This is a genomic window from Henriciella sp., from assembly GCF_029936995.1.
GTDB lineage: Bacteria > Pseudomonadota > Alphaproteobacteria > Caulobacterales > Hyphomonadaceae > Henriciella.
Window position 1 is genome coordinate 1 of sequence record NZ_JAPYRE010000006.1, and the last position, 15,591, is coordinate 15,591.

Genomic DNA, 15,591 nt, shown 5'->3' on the forward strand with positions numbered 1-15,591 from the left:
GTGGTGGCGCCGTCATCCCGGACACGCGAGGCGTGATCCGGGACCTGCTTCCGGGCGGCCGGGATGACGACCCACCTCCATCTCCCGCGCCATCAGGACGATGAGGCGGCGGGTCAGCGCCTCGGCGGGGCGCAGCAGGCGCAATATGTAACGGCGCAGGGCATGCGGGATACGCTCCGGCCCGGCGCCGTCGACCACACCGGCCAGCAGCATCAGCCGGGCGAGCAGCGCCTCAAGCTGCGGCCGGATGCGCGCCATAGCGCCCTGAAGATGCCGGTCTGTCTGCGGTCTCGTCATGGTGTGAGGACGGTACACCAGGAGTCCGGCTGTAGGATGAATTGGTGAAGGGATGGTCCGGGCGCTGTCTCCGCGCTAGGTCTTGTGGATGACCGCTGACCTCAAATCCGTTCTCCTGCTCCAGCATGACATGGCGTGGAAACTCGCCAGCCATCATCTCGACGGGCTGACCACGGAGGCCTGCCTGTGGCGGCCGGGCGGGGACACCGGCCTGCATGTGCGCGAGGGCAATGACGGGCTGTGGCGCGCCGACTGGCCCGACCATGAAAGCTATGACATCGGCCCGGCGAGCATCGGCTGGATCACCTGGCACATGCTCTACTGGTGGCGCACGGCGCTGAACCAGAGCTTTGGCGACGAACAGCTGAAACGAGAGGAGATTTTCTGGCCGGGCAGTGCCGATGGCGTCCGCGAGGCGCTGTCTTCACTACGTACGCGCTGGGTGGGGGCGGTTTCCGCGCTCGACGCGGAAGCTCTCGGCCGCGACCGGCTGACCCGCTGGCCCTTCACCGGACGTCCGTTTGCCGACGTGGTCGCTTGGGCCAATATGGAGCTGACCAAGAGCGCGTCCGAGATGGGGTATGTGCTGTTTTTGAGGGGGGCGGCCCAAGTTTGACCCCGGGACCGCTCATCCCGGCGAAGGCCGGGATCTCTCTCAGCAGAGGCCATACTCAAATTGCCGGAGGCCCCGGCCTGCGCCGGGGTCAGCGGATAAAGGAAAGCCTTGGAATTGCTTTGCCGTGAGGCTAGCAGAAGCCATGGCGTTCCATGTCTACATCATGACCAACCGGCCACATGGGGTGCTGTATACAGGCATGACGGACGATCTGAACCGGCGGGCCTGGGAGCATCGGGAACACCTGATCCGCGGTTTCACACACAAATATAATTGCGAAATGCTCGTCTGGTACGAACTGCACGAGACCCGCGAGAGCGCGTTCGAGCGGGAACGCCGTATCAAGGACTGGAAGCGGGCCTGGAAGGTCCGGCTCATTGAGGAGATGAACCCGGACTGGCGCGACCTGGCGGATGTCCTCTTGTGACTCCCCACTTGTCCGCTCACCCCGGCGAAGGCCGGGGGGTATAGTGATGTCTCAGAGAAAATATCTACGCGGTACAAGTAGAGCGAGCCCGAAGCTCGCTACGTCCGGTAGGTCCAGGGAGCGTTCAATTCGAACTGCTCCGATGTACAGAGGTAGAGCAGGTCGCGAACGGCGGTTATTGCATTTCCTGACTGATGTGGACGCGCATCCTGACTACGATGCATCAGCTCGTTACGTGCCTTTCTTAGTTCATTCAGCCGATCGGTAAGGTATTTATCAAGCACCCCGTACTTCTCCAAATGTGCAATACGATCAGCTGCCCGCATTTCCTTCAACTTATTCTTGGAAATCGTCTCATCGCTACTTCTCTCGGCAAACCCAGCCTTGGCGGGATGCCCTACGACAAACCCAGCTGAGTACAACAACTCCTCTAAAAGCACTTCTGCAATTGTCGCACTGAGTGCGACGCTTGCTCCAGCGTGCTGACGAGAGTGGAGTACAACAGCTTGATAAGTCATCGTTATAAGAGCGGTGTAATCGGCAACTCTGTTTTCTGAATTGGCTGCCATCAGACGATCAGCAAGTTCAACACCCTCGCGGAACTGCTCGCTTGAAATTGAATTTTGCCATGCCGAGCGACCTTGTGGAGCTGCACTTGCCAGCAAAGCCCGTAGTCGTTGCTCGTCGCTCTTAAAAAACTCAACTTCGTTTGTGGTAGAGGATCGGTCCCAATTGAATAGCTCATCCAGCCCTGGGTAACGTGGCTCCTTGATGGATGAATTTTTTGAGAAGGCGTACTTTCCGAATATGCAGGCTGATACAAATACCGCCTGCTCAAGTCGTCGGGTTTGAACTTCCAGCATGTTATCTCTGCTCTGAGTAACGACCTCAGGTATTACGCCCGGCGCGTCGCTATCAAATAGGTCGAACTTTCCAAGGTTGGTTTTTTCAAAATCGAAAGCGAGCAGACCTACATTGACTGCTACAACCGTCAGACCATTGTTGAGCGTATATTCGGCAGAAATTCGGGTAGTAAGCTTACGATCTCCGGAAGGCTGGTCATACGTGTAGTAGGCGTTCGGCAAGATCGCGAACCGGGTCGGGAACGGTCTAGAAATGATCATAGTATTTTCTTGAACTCAGGAGGATATCGGCCAATCGGCCAATGGTATTTCACGCACCAATCTGTCCTTAACTTGATGGGTGGTCATGCCGTATCGTTTCGCTAATTCCTCGCAAGCGCTGTTGCGGCTCCTGAACACTTCTCCTTCAAACTTAAATGGTTTTGCGGAAGTAGGCCCCAAGGGAGCGGTCAAAGCCTCTTCAACACTCATTCCTGACTTAATGCGATAATCAAAAACGTTTCGGCGGACGCCGTGCGCGTCCAAAGCAGCTTGTTTTGTCGTCCATGTCTTACCGAACGCGGCGAACTTCTTGCCATGTGTTCGCCGAACTACTTGCTTCGACGACATTAGCGTCCAATTGTCAGGTCCCCACGGTCGCGATTCATCTGAGCGCGTCAGCATTAGTCCAGACTGATCGATGGTCCCGATGTCGGATTTAAATTGATTATAATCGAGCCAAGCTTCTTCTACGCCGCTCTCTCCCGCACGTTTGAGAATGCCTTTCCACTGCCGCCATAGTTCACCGCCAGCGTCTGGATGATTGCTTTGGGCTCGCGCTGTTTCAGGTAGGGGTTCGTTGTTTCGGTAGCGATTGATAATGACGTGAGTGGCCAACCCGGTTTCATCGGAGAGTACTCTGGCCATCTTTTCTATCGATCTAAACTCTCGCCCCTGCCAATTTACTCGCTTTCCATCATATCGGCCAATCTGGCCTCCGGGACGGACATTGTATCCTTGTGGATGCAGGCTATTAAGCTTTTCAATCCAGAATATTTCTCGTTGATCCAGACCATCTGCCGATCTCCCGGCACTCTCCAAAGAAATCTCTTCTAGAACTTGGAGCCTAAACGCAGCCCCACCTTTCTTTCGCAAGGCTTTATGAAAAGGTGTCTTGCTTCCAGTCTCAGCGTAATTGAGATGTTGTCGGAAGCGGATTTGCGGTTTGTTGACTGTTAGCCCGACGTAGGTTTTTCCCGTCGCCTTTTCGATGATTGCGTAGATGTAGCCAGGTTCATTAGATTCGGTTGGTGGTTCACGCAAAAGGTCGTCCGTATCCCACTGAGCCTTTCGTCGAGAGTTCAATAAGCCTTTGTCGGCGTAGCGTCCTATAGACTTCAAAAAGGCGGTGAAGCCAGAATAGTCGCCTTGAGCGTTTGGATATTCCGTACCAGAGTAAGAGAATCCGGAGCGCCGCCCACCTCCGTAGAAAGTCTTCCAGTCGGCGCTGGATAATAGGGCGGCATCGCGGAGTGCGGATTGGGATATTTCTGTTCTTCGCTTCGCTAATGAAGTGAGCCGAGTTCTGAAAACGGGATATTGAACGGAGCCATCGGCCAAATCAGCATAAAGCACGTCGACGCGTTGCTCGCCATCATCTGTCTCTACCCATGTCACTCGGGAGCCGTGTTTACGGCGATAAACCTCCGGCGTGGAGTACAAACACTCCTCAACCACTTCTTCGGTTAATTCCCCTTGTTTCGCTCTCGTACGTAGACGCCCGCCGATTGTTACTGCTTTGTTTGTGGGTGGAGGTACCGCTGCGTCTAATAGCTCCGACAAAGAGCGATATACATACCCACGAAAGGGAAGATTAGGGAGTTGGGCATTGTGGGCTCTCTTTGCCAATTTGTCCTCAGTTTGCGTTGGTCTCAGCTAGCTTATTCATCGAGAGTTTGTTCATTCAAAAAATCTCGTGGGTGTACATTAAGCGCTTCAGCGATGCGCCCCAGCATTTCAACGGTCGGATTGTATTCACCCCGTTCAATGCCGCCGAGATAGCGCATATCCATGTCCGCTGTGAGTGCAAGTTGTTCCTGGCTCAGGCCCGCCTGCCTTCGAATTTTTCGAATGTTCAGGCCAACGACCTTTTCCCAAAACATTCAGCCAATTAGTTAAACAAAATGCAACCTCACTAGGGTATATATACCCTATTATGTGGCCTACCCCGTATGGATGGGCGAATGGAGGTTGCTATGTATCGGTTCGTGACAGTTTTGCTTGTAGCGGGTGTGGCGTTTGCAAGCTCGGCAGATGCCGAACAAATCACACACCAAACGGAAGCCAACGCATCGCTAGAATTTAACTGGCCGGATATTAACTCTGACATCATTCCGGACGCTCGCGTGAAAGGCGCTGTCAGAGGTGCGAGAGAAAACTATCAAAGAGCAATTAATGCTGCCGAGCGGGCGAATGCATCCGCTGGGAAATTGCCAGGTTATATCGAAGAAGGAGAACCATTCCGGGAGATTGTCTCTGAGGGTGTAATCCTCGAAGGCGTACTCTTCGATAAGGGAGTGCCCCCTCAACAGAAATTATTTGCCGGAGAAATCGAATACGAGACGGGCTCTACCGCTCGCGGGCTTGTGGCATTCCTATACTATCCGGACATGTCGAATTGGGGGGAGGTGGTTGCAGACTTTGCACCCGAAAAACCCTATTCGCAATTTGAAGGTGATATGAAGCGCCCGTCTGAAGCTGGCGCTTATCCAATGGAAGGCGTGCTCACATACCGCAATGGCGACACCTTCACTGGCTTGTTCTACACGTGGGGTGGGGCCAGCGGCATCTACGAAGCCGCGAATGGAAAGCGCAGTTTTTCAGGCGACTTCGATACCGTGGGTCTTATGATGCATCCCAAGAAAGGGGTGGTCGAAGATCAGAACGGTCAGCTTCTTTCGGTTGTTCTTGACTAGATACCTTTCATGAAAACACCGCAAGCGGCCTGGCATCTGGCTCAGGATATCCAGTGTCCCCCACCTTGTTCGCTTCTTTCCCAATCAACTGAACGCCGGTCACCTCAACGGTCCGGCGATATGTTTCTCCGGTATCGACCGGCCCGCCATTCTCGAACTTGTCTTCCGGGCTGAGATGATAGAGCGCTATCGCCTCAGCATAGGTCTTCAGCTGATCTAGGCTGATTGGCTCGCTGGTTTCGCGATCGAAGACCTTCCCGGCGAGACTGGCACTATCCCGTTCAAACGGCGCAATCGGTTTCGGCAACCTCATCTTTCGTGGCCGCCCCCGCCTAGACGGTTCAGCCTCTTCGACCGGCATATCCACCCAGGCTTCTGTCCTCGCCGTCGGCGCGGCCATGAATCCATAGGGCTTTACCCGTGCCTCGTATGGTTTCCCCGCATTGAAATGCTTCATGTAGCGCAGCATTTCCGGGCTTGTTGCACCCCACCGCATCAAGGCCGGATTGGAGAGCGCTGGATGGAAATCGATGCGAACTTGATCCGGCGTACCGTCCAGGGCGGCTTTCAGGATAAAGAACCAGAAATCATACTGCCAGCGATGGATACCCATTGCCCGTAAGTCTTCGATCGGCGGGGGAACACCGGGTGCTGGATCATCTTCCGAATAAGGCGGCATCCATTGCCCAAGCCCATGGGCTGAAGCTTTCCGAATGACCGGCAAGCCATCTTTACCGATATTGAACAAGGCATAGCGCTTGGCTGAAATCGCCCATGCAAACAAGGGTTCAATCTCTTCATCCGATCCGGGGGCATAGTTCACATCCTCGATTTGAAGAATGGAGCCCGCCTCCTTGTAGGGATTGAGGTGGGTGAACCAATCGACAACCGTGTTGACGCGAGCGTGAAAGTCACTCCGCGAAAGGCCATCAGGCCGGGCAAGTGCAATACTGTCTGTGTCGCAGAAGACCCAACTGAGGCCCGCATCCTGACCCACCCGTTCCGCACAGGCGAGCATGAGCCGCGCGGCGCCGGTGATCATGGCGGCGAGCACGGGATTGAAATATGTGCCGGGCCTCTCGCTTGCGGTTGAGTGGAAGGTGAAAGGCTTACCATCCAACCCGATGACATGCAGGTCTGCCGGATCGCTCAGATCATCGCGGACAATTTCGGCAAAGATGCCATAACAGGTCGAGTTCGCGAGGATTTTGAGCTGGCTCTGGATTGGGTCGCCCGCCGCTTTCGCCTCGTCCCGCATATCGATGAGCCGGACAAACATATCCTCCGTGTTCGGATCGAAGAGATATTCTTTCCGGCCCAAGAGATTTATCGGTCTCAGGTCGGGTTGTTTCGGTCCAGCCGTGAACCGCACGGCCTTTTCAATCTGCGGGACTTTGCCAGTCAGGAGTTTTGAAGCGACAATATCCGCCAGCGTGTACCAAAGAGGCTTTTCCGACACGACATGGTTTAGACCGATCGTCGCTGTCTGGCGCTCTTCGCTGTAGCGTGCCCGCACAGGCAAGGCGTCACTCTCCGGTCGAAGCTGCACGATCGCATGAAGCTCACCCCAGATGTCCTGACGGTTCAAATCTTCCAGGGTGACGTTTTCGAGAAAGCGCTGAATAGCTTCGGTGTCCTCGAAATGATCGAAATGCGTCGCGACCAGGAAGGCATTCAGCCCCATGAGCGCATTGACGGTTGGATACATCGACTTGAAGTCGCAATAGACGACTTCGCGAATGGACCGGCGGATGCGAACTTCCGCCCGCCCGCCATAATAGGTGGTCATGGTTTGCCCAAAGATTTGACGATTAAGCATCGTGATCCCTCCGCAGAAGCGGGCGAATATTCATTTCGCGCAGGAGGGCTTTGCCGAGACTGGCTTCACTGAGAATACGTTTGAGCGGCGTCGATAGACCGAAGTCCGCATAGGTTTTGGCGAGAGCCGTGTAACAATCCCAGGTCACTTGAACATCAGCCCGTGCATAGTCGAGATATTGCCAGCTAAGGGGGCCGCCATGCTCATCGGTCTCGTGTTTCCGTGTCGGCGTGTTCAGACGCTCTGCCAGTTTGCCGAGAGAGAACCGGCCTGAGAGAAGCGCTGCCGCCAAGGTCCGCACATCCAGAAAGGTCCCACGATTGTGTTCTGTTTTCTCATTGCGTTTGCGCATGCCTCGAGATTGCTGCTGATCACCCGGCGTGGCGAAATCCATAAGCGCGGCTGTGGCGTTGAGATGTTTGACGCGAATGTTCGGATCGCTCTTCCAGCGGGTGGACCAGAATGTGAAGCCGCCACGCATACTGCCCCGCGCTTCGCTTGCTCCTTTGGCGATCCGGGCGATATCAAAGGGTAGATTAAATCCGATGATCGCTCCATTGGCGCGATAGCCAATATCCAGAATGACACTCTTGCGGAAATCCTCGACGGTGAGAACCGTCAACCCGTTCGCGGTGGCATAATCGGAAATCAGCGTCTGTTCCGCCTGCGGTAAATCCGGCGCCGTGAAGATCACCTCCTTGATCAACACGCCGGCTTTACGGATTTGAGCGACACCGAAGCGAAGCGTCTGGATCGCATCGCTTGTGGTTTCAGTGTCGAAGATGATTTGCCAATCCGATGTCAGGTCGAATTCAAAGCCTGCGGGGCGGAAGACCTTCGGTGTCCAGTTAGAAGGCTCGGAATAGGCCCGCACATGTATATGAGTTCTGAAAGTGCTCATTGGTCTGCCTCCTCGTCTTTGGAGGCGGCTTCGGCCTCTTCGATGAGGGACTGGCCGAATGACTTCAGCGGATGCGAAATCTGAAACAGCCAATCCGCCAGGGCATCGAGGTAACGCCCGATAGTCTCCCGGTCGGGGTCTTGGGTATTAGGCTTGAACGACATGTCTTTCTCCTTGTCGGTAGAATTGCGATGGCAATTGCTGCAAAGCGCTCCGCCCGTGCCGATCGCGAACTTTCTGGGTATGAGGTGGGCGAATTCGAGGGCTGCCGGGTGGGCGTTGAAAGCGCACCAGAGGCAGATTGGATGGCGTGATTTGAGGCGCCGGAAATCGGCCTCGCGCCTTAGGTCTTTTCGGGTAATGTCAGACAGCATGATGCAGTCCTCCTTCTTCAGGGGTTGGTGATCTTGTAGATTTCGTGGAATTCCGGCTCGCTCTTCAGGGCGTAGCGGATGATCGAATTGGGATTGGTTTCGAACGGGTAGAACCGGCCTTTGATGTCGGTCACGCCCTGTCCGCGATAAGGCTCAAGAAAGCGAGGGTCTTTGCTCCGCAGGAATTTCCGGATGTCGTTATGGTAGTGCCCGGCAAGGCTCGCGGGCGCGAAGCCTGGTACAGTGACGGCCTTGGTCTTGGCATCCTGGATGACCGGAATACGCCGGGGGCGTGTATCTCCGATGACCCAACGGCGGCCCTGCTTCTGGCCAAGACCGGTTTGAGCGAGATACCAGGACAACCGTTCCGGTGAGATGCCCGCGTCCCTGGCGGCAGCGGTCATGGACATGCCGCCATTCATGATTTTCAGGGCTTCATTGATCTTCGCGTCCGCGCGGGGCGGTGCGGCTTTCCCGGTGGCACGGACCTCGGATGGCTTGGGATGTCCGCGTGCCTGGGAGAGGCTTAAACCCCGAGCGAGACCGCGTTCCTTGCGGCGTCTATATTCGGCTGCGTAGTTGCGTTTGCGGGCCATGCTCGATCCGATTGCTGCGTTCGGATCGAATTTCGGAGAGCACGCCGTTCAGTAATAGATTTCAGAAACGTCCAACATAAAATCGGACATTATTGAACGTTTTTGGACGGCCAGAGCCCTGCTTTTATGAGGTTATTTCTCGTGATGAAAAATGAGGTTCGGCCGAACTTTTGATGTACGCCCTGCTTGCTGTATAGCTTCCGAGCCATTCGGACTGCTTCACTGCGTTGTTGGCTCGCACTCCACTGATGAAAATCGTTGTATACGTTCAAGCACTCTAGAAGAACCTTCCGCCGGTACATCTCATAAGAATGAGCGCCGCCCGGCTTCGCGTGTTTGTGCGGACTCTTTTGCTTGCGGTCAGTATTGCTGCTAAATGTTGCTGCGGTCTCTCGACCATGTGTACTGAGATCGATCAGTTTGATGCGGTCGTATCTAAGACTTTCATCGCCTGCGCTATTCTGGTCGATGTCTAGTTCGGCAGTTGGCCAGAAGCCCGCGGGTATTCGATCGAGCCGATTACCAGCTCCACCGAAGACGCAGCGTCCAATAGCCTCGACCTGTCCTCGGGATAAATCCGTCACGATCTCATCGCGGGCACGACGCCAGACATCCTTATGCTGTAGGCCGCGCAGCATGTAGTCCGCTGTCGCCTCTGACACAGGATGATTGGAGGCGTTCCACTTCTCCAGCAATTCCGGATTGTCAGGGAGAGACCGTTTTCGACTTTCAAAAAAGTCTCTCAGCCAGACGCCATCGGCCCATATATTCTCGATATTTTCCAATGATCTATGCTATGGTTTGGCCAGAAAAGTGGGGTGAGTTTTGGCTTTCGAAGCTGGTCAAGAAAACGAGACAATCGAAGCTGACGAATGGTCTATTCGTAGCAAATATTGGTTAGCCAAAAACGAAGCTGGTCTGTCAAAACGAAAACGCCGCGAGCGCCGCAAAGACCCGCTCATTCTGGTCGGTTACGGCCTTTCGATGAAGGTCGACAATGGCCGTCTGATCATCCAGGACGGCGCCACGCATTTTCCGAGTAAACCCGCTCAACACGTCTTCTTCAAAGGTAGTCTCGACTTACCGCCGCGGATCATTGTTTTGGATGGTGCGGGCTCAATCACACTCGACGCCTTGGATTGGCTGACAGAACAGAACGTCCCGCTCATTCGTATCAGATACAATGGCGAGTTCTTCTCGCTGGTCACATCTGGCGGTCAGGCCGCTGACCCGGATAAGTTTGCCTGGCAGATTAGAGCCCGCGAAGACGACGCTGAGAAACTGACCTTCTATCTACCACTCATGCGCGACAAGCTAGCTAACGCGCTCGCAACACTCGACGGTTATCTGCCTGCTTCTGAGGCTCGCGATAAAGCTGAAGAGAAAATCGGCAGCTATCTGCACCGGCTGCAGAATGATCCGCCGGATAAGCTAAAGTCTCTGCTCGGTATCGAAGCACAATCCGCCAGTCTCTATTTCGCCGCATGGCGGGCGCTGGAAATCAATTGGCGGGAAAGCAAGCGTCATCCTATTCCGGTGGAGTGGCGCAGCTTCTATTCGCGGGGCTCGCTCGCCGTTCTGAACAAAGGCGGGGCCAACATCTTCGCGACACATCCCGTCAATGCGATGCTGAATTACGTCTACGCAGTCCTCCTCGGAAGAATGCAGCTTCAAGCGATCACGGAAGGCTATGATCCGATGCTTGGTGTGGTCCACACGCGACGACGCTCAAGCTATGGCCCGCCTCGGCCCGGCTACGCGATCGACATCATGGAGCCGCACCGTCCGGTAGTCGATCGGATCGTTCTGAAATTGATCAATGAGGAGACGTTTTCCGGGGCGGATTTTGATTTGCAGAGTGATGGGGTGGTGCGGGTTAATCCGGAATTTGCTCGAAGCCTGGCTTAACAGATTGATACCTGCGAGTAGTCGGAAATCACTGAAGAAACAGCTAAGAAATTCCCGGCTTGTTTTCCTGAGAAATTCTTTCTTCAGCTTCCCGATCAGCCCAGCCTTGGTCACTGGTGGCTATCGAGCGCAACAACGATTGCGTACGCGGAAAGTCGTCTAGCTCATCCGCCCACCGCCGAAATTTTTTGGCTGACTCAGCGTAGTAGTCTTCCATAGGTCCCGAAATAACTCCGCGAGAATTGAACTGTCCTGTGCGCAAGGCAGAGATCAGCCGCTCATTTGGATACTTCTCAATCACTTTACGTACGGCGGTATGTGGCCAGATGTTATCCGTGGGATCGACTGGCGATTTAGAAAGCAACTGCCCGATGGCTATTGAGGCTCCTTTTTCGAACCGCTTATCCCGCGCAATCTCAAAGAGCTTCTCAACCCACAACATCAACGCGTCATCATCGATACGCCCTTCACTCGAACCAGGCATTACGTTCATGTTTTCAATGATGTGGAAAGCCGGTCGCCACATTCCTTCGTCGGGCTGATCGTCGCCCAACGAAGAGGCCTGCCTGGGCTCGTCTTTCGGGGCATCATCCTGCTTGTACAGAATTGGAATTAGCTCGAAGAACTCTGCAGGCTCTTTCGCAAGGAATCTGTACAGCGCAGGAGTTCTTTCCGGACCATTGAATCTAAGCGTCTCAGCTAGCGGAAATTCGAGCTTTGCAAGCTCGCTCAAACTCAAAGCACCGCGGTCTTCAGCGATGCCTAGGAGTTCCCAGTAGTGATATAAGTCAAGCTGTCCTCTTGGCCGTCCCTCACTATGAGCGTTCGACACACTTTTTAGGTACTCGTTCGCAGTTAGCCGAACAGTTTCGATTGGCACGGAAGGATCGTTCGCCACCACATGAGCTAAGTCGTGGATGCGGCCCACGCTTTTGAACCCGTCGACAACGGCCTGCGAAAGGTTATCGCCCACGAATGAGTATGCATTGGCTGATCTCCAAAATCCTGAAGATACTTGCGGTGGTAATCCCCCAGTTGTCGCGGCATCCAGAATTGGGGTCGCGTTATAGAGCCCTTCCCCAACTAACTCGCTGAGGTGTTTAGAGAACGCGTCAGTCTTGGAATTGATAATAGCAACCCATTCGGCTGGATTTTTTATGGCAGCTCCTCGGGACATTCCTCGGATGAGTTCTTGGCCGTGCTCACTATCCGGGGACACCGTCAAGATGTGATCCATAATTGCTGAGGAGTTGGGCGTGGCTTGGGCTAAAGCTACCCCAGCGGCAAAAGGCGATGCCACTTTTTGCAAGAAGTCTGAAAGCTCATCTGCGTACTTATTGAGTATGCCTTCAAGAGCCAACCTTCGCAGTTCAGCCAAATCGCTTTGCGGATCATCGGTTCGCTCGCGAAATGTCTCGACCCAGCTCGATTTAAACAGCCAAAGATAACGGTTGGAGTTATCTGGTTGAAGTCTTTCAAACTCCATCTCCAACTGACTTAATCGTTCATCCTCAATCGCCCAATCAGCATCGGAAAACTGACGATGGCGTCCGGTGAATGTTCTCAATGCTTCGACCAATTCGTCCGCGCCGGTGTCATCGCCATTGATGCTGGATATGTGCGCAACAAAGCGCTCGAATAAGTCGTTCACCATGGAAGGCACGCATTCTACCAACTTTGCCAGATCAGCGGCATTTGTCGAAGCAACACTGATTGCTTGATCAACCGCTTCATCACGAACTTCGTAAAAATCACCCCAAGTTAAGCGTTGCTCCTGGACCCTTGAGAAAATTGGTTTGCTGGTGCTCATCACAATGCGCCCGCCCCTATTGTCCAATAGAGGAACTAGCAATTCCAAAACGTGCGGACCGAACTCGTTTGCTAGACCGCGAATGATCTTCGCTCGTTGCTTTGTTCCTGCAGCTGTTTGAGGCACACCAAAGGACAGAATTCCCTGGAGCGACGATAAAGGCTGATTTCCTTGCCTTTCATCGATTGGGGACACTGCCAAATGAAGCTTCATCAAGAGCCGACAAACAAGCTCTACATGCTCGGACAACCAGGCGAGGCGTTCGAGGGCCCACAAAAGAGACGCCCCCAAATGAAAATCCATGAAACTAAACTTGGACTCTTGCGCCTTAAAGACTGCGGCCATTCCTTCGGCGTTCCCCTCGATGGCCGCTTCGAGGGACTCCAGAAAAGGCTGAGGAGCGCCTTCGGCGAGTAGGGGCAACCATTCTTCGATGGCAGCACCAAATTTGGGATTATCCAGAAGCTGAGGGACGCTCGATTGATAGACGCTGCGACACCAATCAGCACATTTCTGTCCGTGAGGACGAAGACTCAAGTCGGGGTCTTCGCCAAATACCCCGATCAAAACAAAGGTAAGTATCACCCCTCCGACAAAGTCACTGCTGAAGCCGGAATATTCTGAAGGGTCGAAAACTTGATCTCTATCTACACCCTGCTGAACTTTATCGTTCAACACTACACGGAGTAGATTCTCGAAAGCATCGTAGTCGTCGTCAGTGTAATAGCGTGCAAGCCTAAAAAATGCGTCGACTGGTCCATTTAGCGTTACGATGCTAGTCGTCGCAACAAACATGGGGTCTGCCGAACCAGCTCGGGCCAGTGGATTTCGCCCGTACTTGCGAACGACCGACTCGATCTGTGAATACGTTTCAACACCTGCGTGTTGCTTTAGTGCTTCAACATCCTTGTAGATGAAGTTTCTCTTAGCTCCGTGCTCGCCTCGCTCTTCACGTCGGACAGCTCGACTTACGTTCCAAGCAGCAATCATTCCAAGGCGTTTGAGAAGTGGGGCGTCCGTTAAATCTGGATCAGCCCATGGGCATTTCTCCCCTTCGACAGTACCTCTAAGCCGTTCTAGTGCAGACAAATTTCGCCCGGCCGCTTTTTCAATGGTTTCGGCGTTCTGCGAACCAACCGGTTTAATATGTTTTGCGAATGTCGACACATCAGGTCGTTGGAGCAAATAGCAACTCGCTAGACCGGGGTCGGACGAAATAGCTTTAGCAACCAAAACGGAGTGCCGCTCCAACCGATTTGGATAAGCCGCCGCTTCTCCTTCGAGGATTACGATATGTCGAGTTCCAACCTTTTTGAGCAGATTCAATCCGGCTTCGTTTTGGACGCAGACGACCGGAATATGCTCTAGTTCTGGAGAGCTCAAACATAGTTGGCAAGCTGCCACGGCTGCCTCTCTGTCTGAATTCCCAAGCAAGTAGCTAATGGGTTCTTCTCTCAGGAGTGCATCGCGTAGTTCGAGCAGTGACGATTGCCCGTCGAGAAGGATTTCTGGCGAGACTTCGTCTCGAAAACGACGCTTCCAAAGACTTATTCGTTCTTCGGCAGAACAGACTCCGTATGCAGAAGCATTGGGGATTAATCCGATTTCTTCAAGCAGCCATAGGCAAGTATCGACATCCCGGTTTACCCAGTCAATTAATCGAGACTGATCAAAAAGCACCACCTTCTTGAACTTCGTGTCCTTGGTGGCCTTTTCCTGCCAAAGCACCTTTTTCTCTTCGCCCTTTTTGCCGACCTCAATCTCGCCTGACCAGGTAGCCCGCCCAACCATGACGAATGCAAAATCGCTAGGCTTAGCCAACGCGTTTTCGACTCTTTCGAGTTCCTCGTTTGCTTTCTTGATGAGACCGGACCGCGAAGATGTAGCACCATATTCGATGCAAACGTTGCCCTCTGGTATTCCTTCACATTTTTCCTCAAGTACAACTACACCATCAAATCCCGTGACCCGATAGTTTTCACCGTCGACAGTGTAGGTGTTCGCGAGTTTTACTCCTCCCGTTGATACGTTGAGTAAGCGCTTGAACAACTCGGGAAGGATTTTTTCCCAGTCTGCATTCTTTTCGGTAGATTCGAAATGCGTCTTTTCAATTAGTCGAGCCACGTCCGCTCCTTGTTCAGGCCCAAGTTGATTCGGTATCACTTATGTTGAGTAGAGCAACATTATTTGGTGAGCTCAGCAAATTAGCCCGCCTCATTGGCTCATTGAACGGTGAAACCACTAGATGTCACATCGATCATGATCGAGGAGCTTTCAGTATCGCTCGCCTGATGAGCGCAATATTTTCTACCGGACATCACTATACCCCCCGGCGAAGGCCGGGGTCTCCATGAGACTTGGTCCGGAGCTTTTACTGCCCGAGATCCCGGCCTTCGCCGGGATGAGCGGGGGTGGGGATTTCAGGGCGGGTGTGTCCGATCTGTTTCAGCCCCTCAAGGCCCAAGCGGCTTCGCCGTGCCTGCGGCAGCCTTGACCGCCTGAAACAGATCGAAACAGGCTGGCTGTGGCCGAATGGCTCGGTGGGCCATTCGGCGTGAAGGTGAGTTTACTGAATTAGCTTCACTAGCTACAGTAACGAGGTCAGAAAGCTGAGTAGAGCATAAAGTACCGACCCGGCTAAAACTAATAGCCCAGACCAAATCCGGTGTCGTAAATCACCTATAGCCCATTTCCAAAAAGACCGCTTGGATTTAAATTCTGATTTCCGGCCAGAAATACGATGTTTTGCTTGTGAACAAGCTCTGTGAAAACGTCCGTCGCCAAACGGCACTATTTCTGACGAGTTGTGGCTGTATCGATTTTTTCTTTGCTCCTCGTAGTGATGGCTGCACCAATCAGAAAAGACATCAATCGAATTAGATGCCAAGTCAAAGTCCATAAGCCTGATCGGAGTATGATTTGCTTCGTATCGGAGAAGCTCATCTTCGAGTTCGTCGCCGTATTTCGCTACCGACTCGGCTAGAACTCTTTCGAATTCTAACCAGTACCTAGAGTTGTCTATGAAG

Annotated in this window: 14 protein-coding genes; 4 read left to right on the plus strand and 10 right to left on the minus strand. The window is 53.5% G+C overall.

Annotated elements, in window-relative coordinates:
* Positions 1–12: 12 nt before the first annotated feature.
* Positions 13–297 carry a hypothetical protein gene (locus tag Q1K31_RS13190; RefSeq protein WP_300380387.1) on the minus strand — a complete coding sequence of 95 codons (285 nt, stop codon included), beginning with the start codon at positions 295–297 and terminating at the stop codon, positions 13–15.
* A gap of 88 nt (positions 298–385) precedes the next feature.
* Here Q1K31_RS13190 and Q1K31_RS13195 point away from each other — a divergent pair, with 88 nt between their 5' ends.
* Positions 386–913: a DinB family protein gene (locus Q1K31_RS13195; protein WP_300380390.1), complete on the plus strand. Its 528-nt coding sequence runs from the start codon at positions 386–388 to the stop codon at positions 911–913.
* Between the two features lie 142 nt (positions 914–1,055).
* Entirely contained in the window at positions 1,056–1,340 is a 285-nt protein-coding gene (locus tag Q1K31_RS13200) for a GIY-YIG nuclease family protein (protein WP_300380392.1), read from the plus strand.
* A 98-nt stretch (positions 1,341–1,438) separates the two neighbouring features.
* Here the strand turns inward: Q1K31_RS13200 and Q1K31_RS13205 are convergent, their stop codons facing one another.
* From Q1K31_RS13205 to Q1K31_RS13215, 3 genes are all read right to left on the minus strand, one after another.
* Positions 1,439–2,464 (minus strand): hypothetical protein, encoded by a 1,026-nt coding sequence (locus Q1K31_RS13205; protein WP_300380395.1) that lies wholly within the window; start codon positions 2,462–2,464, stop codon positions 1,439–1,441.
* Positions 2,465–2,479: 15 nt separating this feature from the next.
* On the minus strand, positions 2,480–3,904 hold the full coding sequence (locus Q1K31_RS13210; protein ID WP_300380398.1) for a GIY-YIG nuclease family protein: 1,425 nt from the start codon (positions 3,902–3,904) through the stop codon (positions 2,480–2,482).
* 218 nt (positions 3,905–4,122) lie between these two features.
* Positions 4,123–4,344, minus strand: a complete 222-nt coding sequence (locus Q1K31_RS13215; RefSeq protein WP_300380401.1) for a helix-turn-helix transcriptional regulator — start codon at positions 4,342–4,344, stop codon at positions 4,123–4,125.
* 93 nt (positions 4,345–4,437) lie between these two features.
* Here Q1K31_RS13215 and Q1K31_RS13220 point away from each other — a divergent pair, with 93 nt between their 5' ends.
* The gene (locus Q1K31_RS13220) at positions 4,438–5,157 is read left to right on the plus strand and encodes a hypothetical protein (RefSeq protein WP_300380404.1); all 720 of its coding nucleotides are present in this window, start codon (positions 4,438–4,440) and stop codon (positions 5,155–5,157) included.
* Positions 5,158–5,164: 7 nt separating this feature from the next.
* Here the strand turns inward: Q1K31_RS13220 and Q1K31_RS13225 are convergent, their stop codons facing one another.
* From Q1K31_RS13225 to Q1K31_RS13245, 5 genes are all read right to left on the minus strand, one after another.
* Positions 5,165–6,976 carry a hypothetical protein gene (locus tag Q1K31_RS13225; RefSeq protein WP_300380407.1) on the minus strand — a complete coding sequence of 604 codons (1,812 nt, stop codon included), beginning with the start codon at positions 6,974–6,976 and terminating at the stop codon, positions 5,165–5,167.
* On the minus strand, positions 6,969–7,877 hold the full coding sequence (locus Q1K31_RS13230) for a hypothetical protein (RefSeq protein ID WP_300380410.1): 909 nt from the start codon (positions 7,875–7,877) through the stop codon (positions 6,969–6,971). Before Q1K31_RS13230 ends, Q1K31_RS13225 begins: the two co-directional genes overlap by 8 nt.
* Positions 7,874–8,251 (minus strand): hypothetical protein, encoded by a 378-nt coding sequence (locus Q1K31_RS13235; protein WP_300380413.1) that lies wholly within the window; start codon positions 8,249–8,251, stop codon positions 7,874–7,876. Before Q1K31_RS13235 ends, Q1K31_RS13230 begins: the two co-directional genes overlap by 4 nt.
* 17 nt (positions 8,252–8,268) lie before the next feature.
* A complete protein-coding gene (locus Q1K31_RS13240) occupies positions 8,269–8,847 on the minus strand; it encodes a hypothetical protein (protein ID WP_300380414.1) in 579 nt (192 codons plus the stop codon).
* An 89-nt stretch (positions 8,848–8,936) separates the two neighbouring features.
* Positions 8,937–9,632: a hypothetical protein gene (locus Q1K31_RS13245; protein WP_300380416.1), complete on the minus strand. Its 696-nt coding sequence runs from the start codon at positions 9,630–9,632 to the stop codon at positions 8,937–8,939.
* 40 nt (positions 9,633–9,672) lie between these two features.
* On the opposite strand from Q1K31_RS13245, the gene cas1 reads away from it, so the two are divergent.
* Positions 9,673–10,755 (plus strand): CRISPR-associated endonuclease Cas1, encoded by a 1,083-nt coding sequence (cas1, locus tag Q1K31_RS13250; protein ID WP_300380418.1) that lies wholly within the window; start codon positions 9,673–9,675, stop codon positions 10,753–10,755.
* A gap of 43 nt (positions 10,756–10,798) precedes the next feature.
* On the opposite strand, the gene Q1K31_RS13255 is transcribed toward cas1, so the two are convergent.
* Positions 10,799–14,689 (minus strand): hypothetical protein, encoded by a 3,891-nt coding sequence (locus tag Q1K31_RS13255; RefSeq protein ID WP_300380420.1) that lies wholly within the window; start codon positions 14,687–14,689, stop codon positions 10,799–10,801.
* Positions 14,690–15,591 lie beyond the last annotated feature (902 nt).

Excerpts from the sequence above, each read along its gene's own strand:
- Q1K31_RS13190 (WP_300380387.1), bottom strand. The coding sequence starts at position 297 with ATGACGAGACCGCAGACAGACCGGCATCTTCAGGGCGCTATGGCGCGC.
- Q1K31_RS13195 (WP_300380390.1), top strand. The coding sequence starts at position 386 with ATGACCGCTGACCTCAAATCCGTTCTCCTGCTCCAGCATGACATGGCG.
- Q1K31_RS13200 (WP_300380392.1), top strand. The coding sequence starts at position 1,056 with ATGGCGTTCCATGTCTACATCATGACCAACCGGCCACATGGGGTGCTG.
- Q1K31_RS13205 (WP_300380395.1), bottom strand. The coding sequence starts at position 2,464 with ATGATCATTTCTAGACCGTTCCCGACCCGGTTCGCGATCTTGCCGAAC.
- Q1K31_RS13215 (WP_300380401.1), bottom strand. The coding sequence starts at position 4,344 with ATGTTTTGGGAAAAGGTCGTTGGCCTGAACATTCGAAAAATTCGAAGG.
- Q1K31_RS13220 (WP_300380404.1), top strand. The coding sequence starts at position 4,438 with ATGTATCGGTTCGTGACAGTTTTGCTTGTAGCGGGTGTGGCGTTTGCA.
- Q1K31_RS13225 (WP_300380407.1), bottom strand. The coding sequence starts at position 6,976 with ATGCTTAATCGTCAAATCTTTGGGCAAACCATGACCACCTATTATGGC.
- Q1K31_RS13230 (WP_300380410.1), bottom strand. The coding sequence starts at position 7,877 with ATGAGCACTTTCAGAACTCATATACATGTGCGGGCCTATTCCGAGCCT.
- Q1K31_RS13235 (WP_300380413.1), bottom strand. The coding sequence starts at position 8,251 with ATGCTGTCTGACATTACCCGAAAAGACCTAAGGCGCGAGGCCGATTTC.
- Q1K31_RS13240 (WP_300380414.1), bottom strand. The coding sequence starts at position 8,847 with ATGGCCCGCAAACGCAACTACGCAGCCGAATATAGACGCCGCAAGGAA.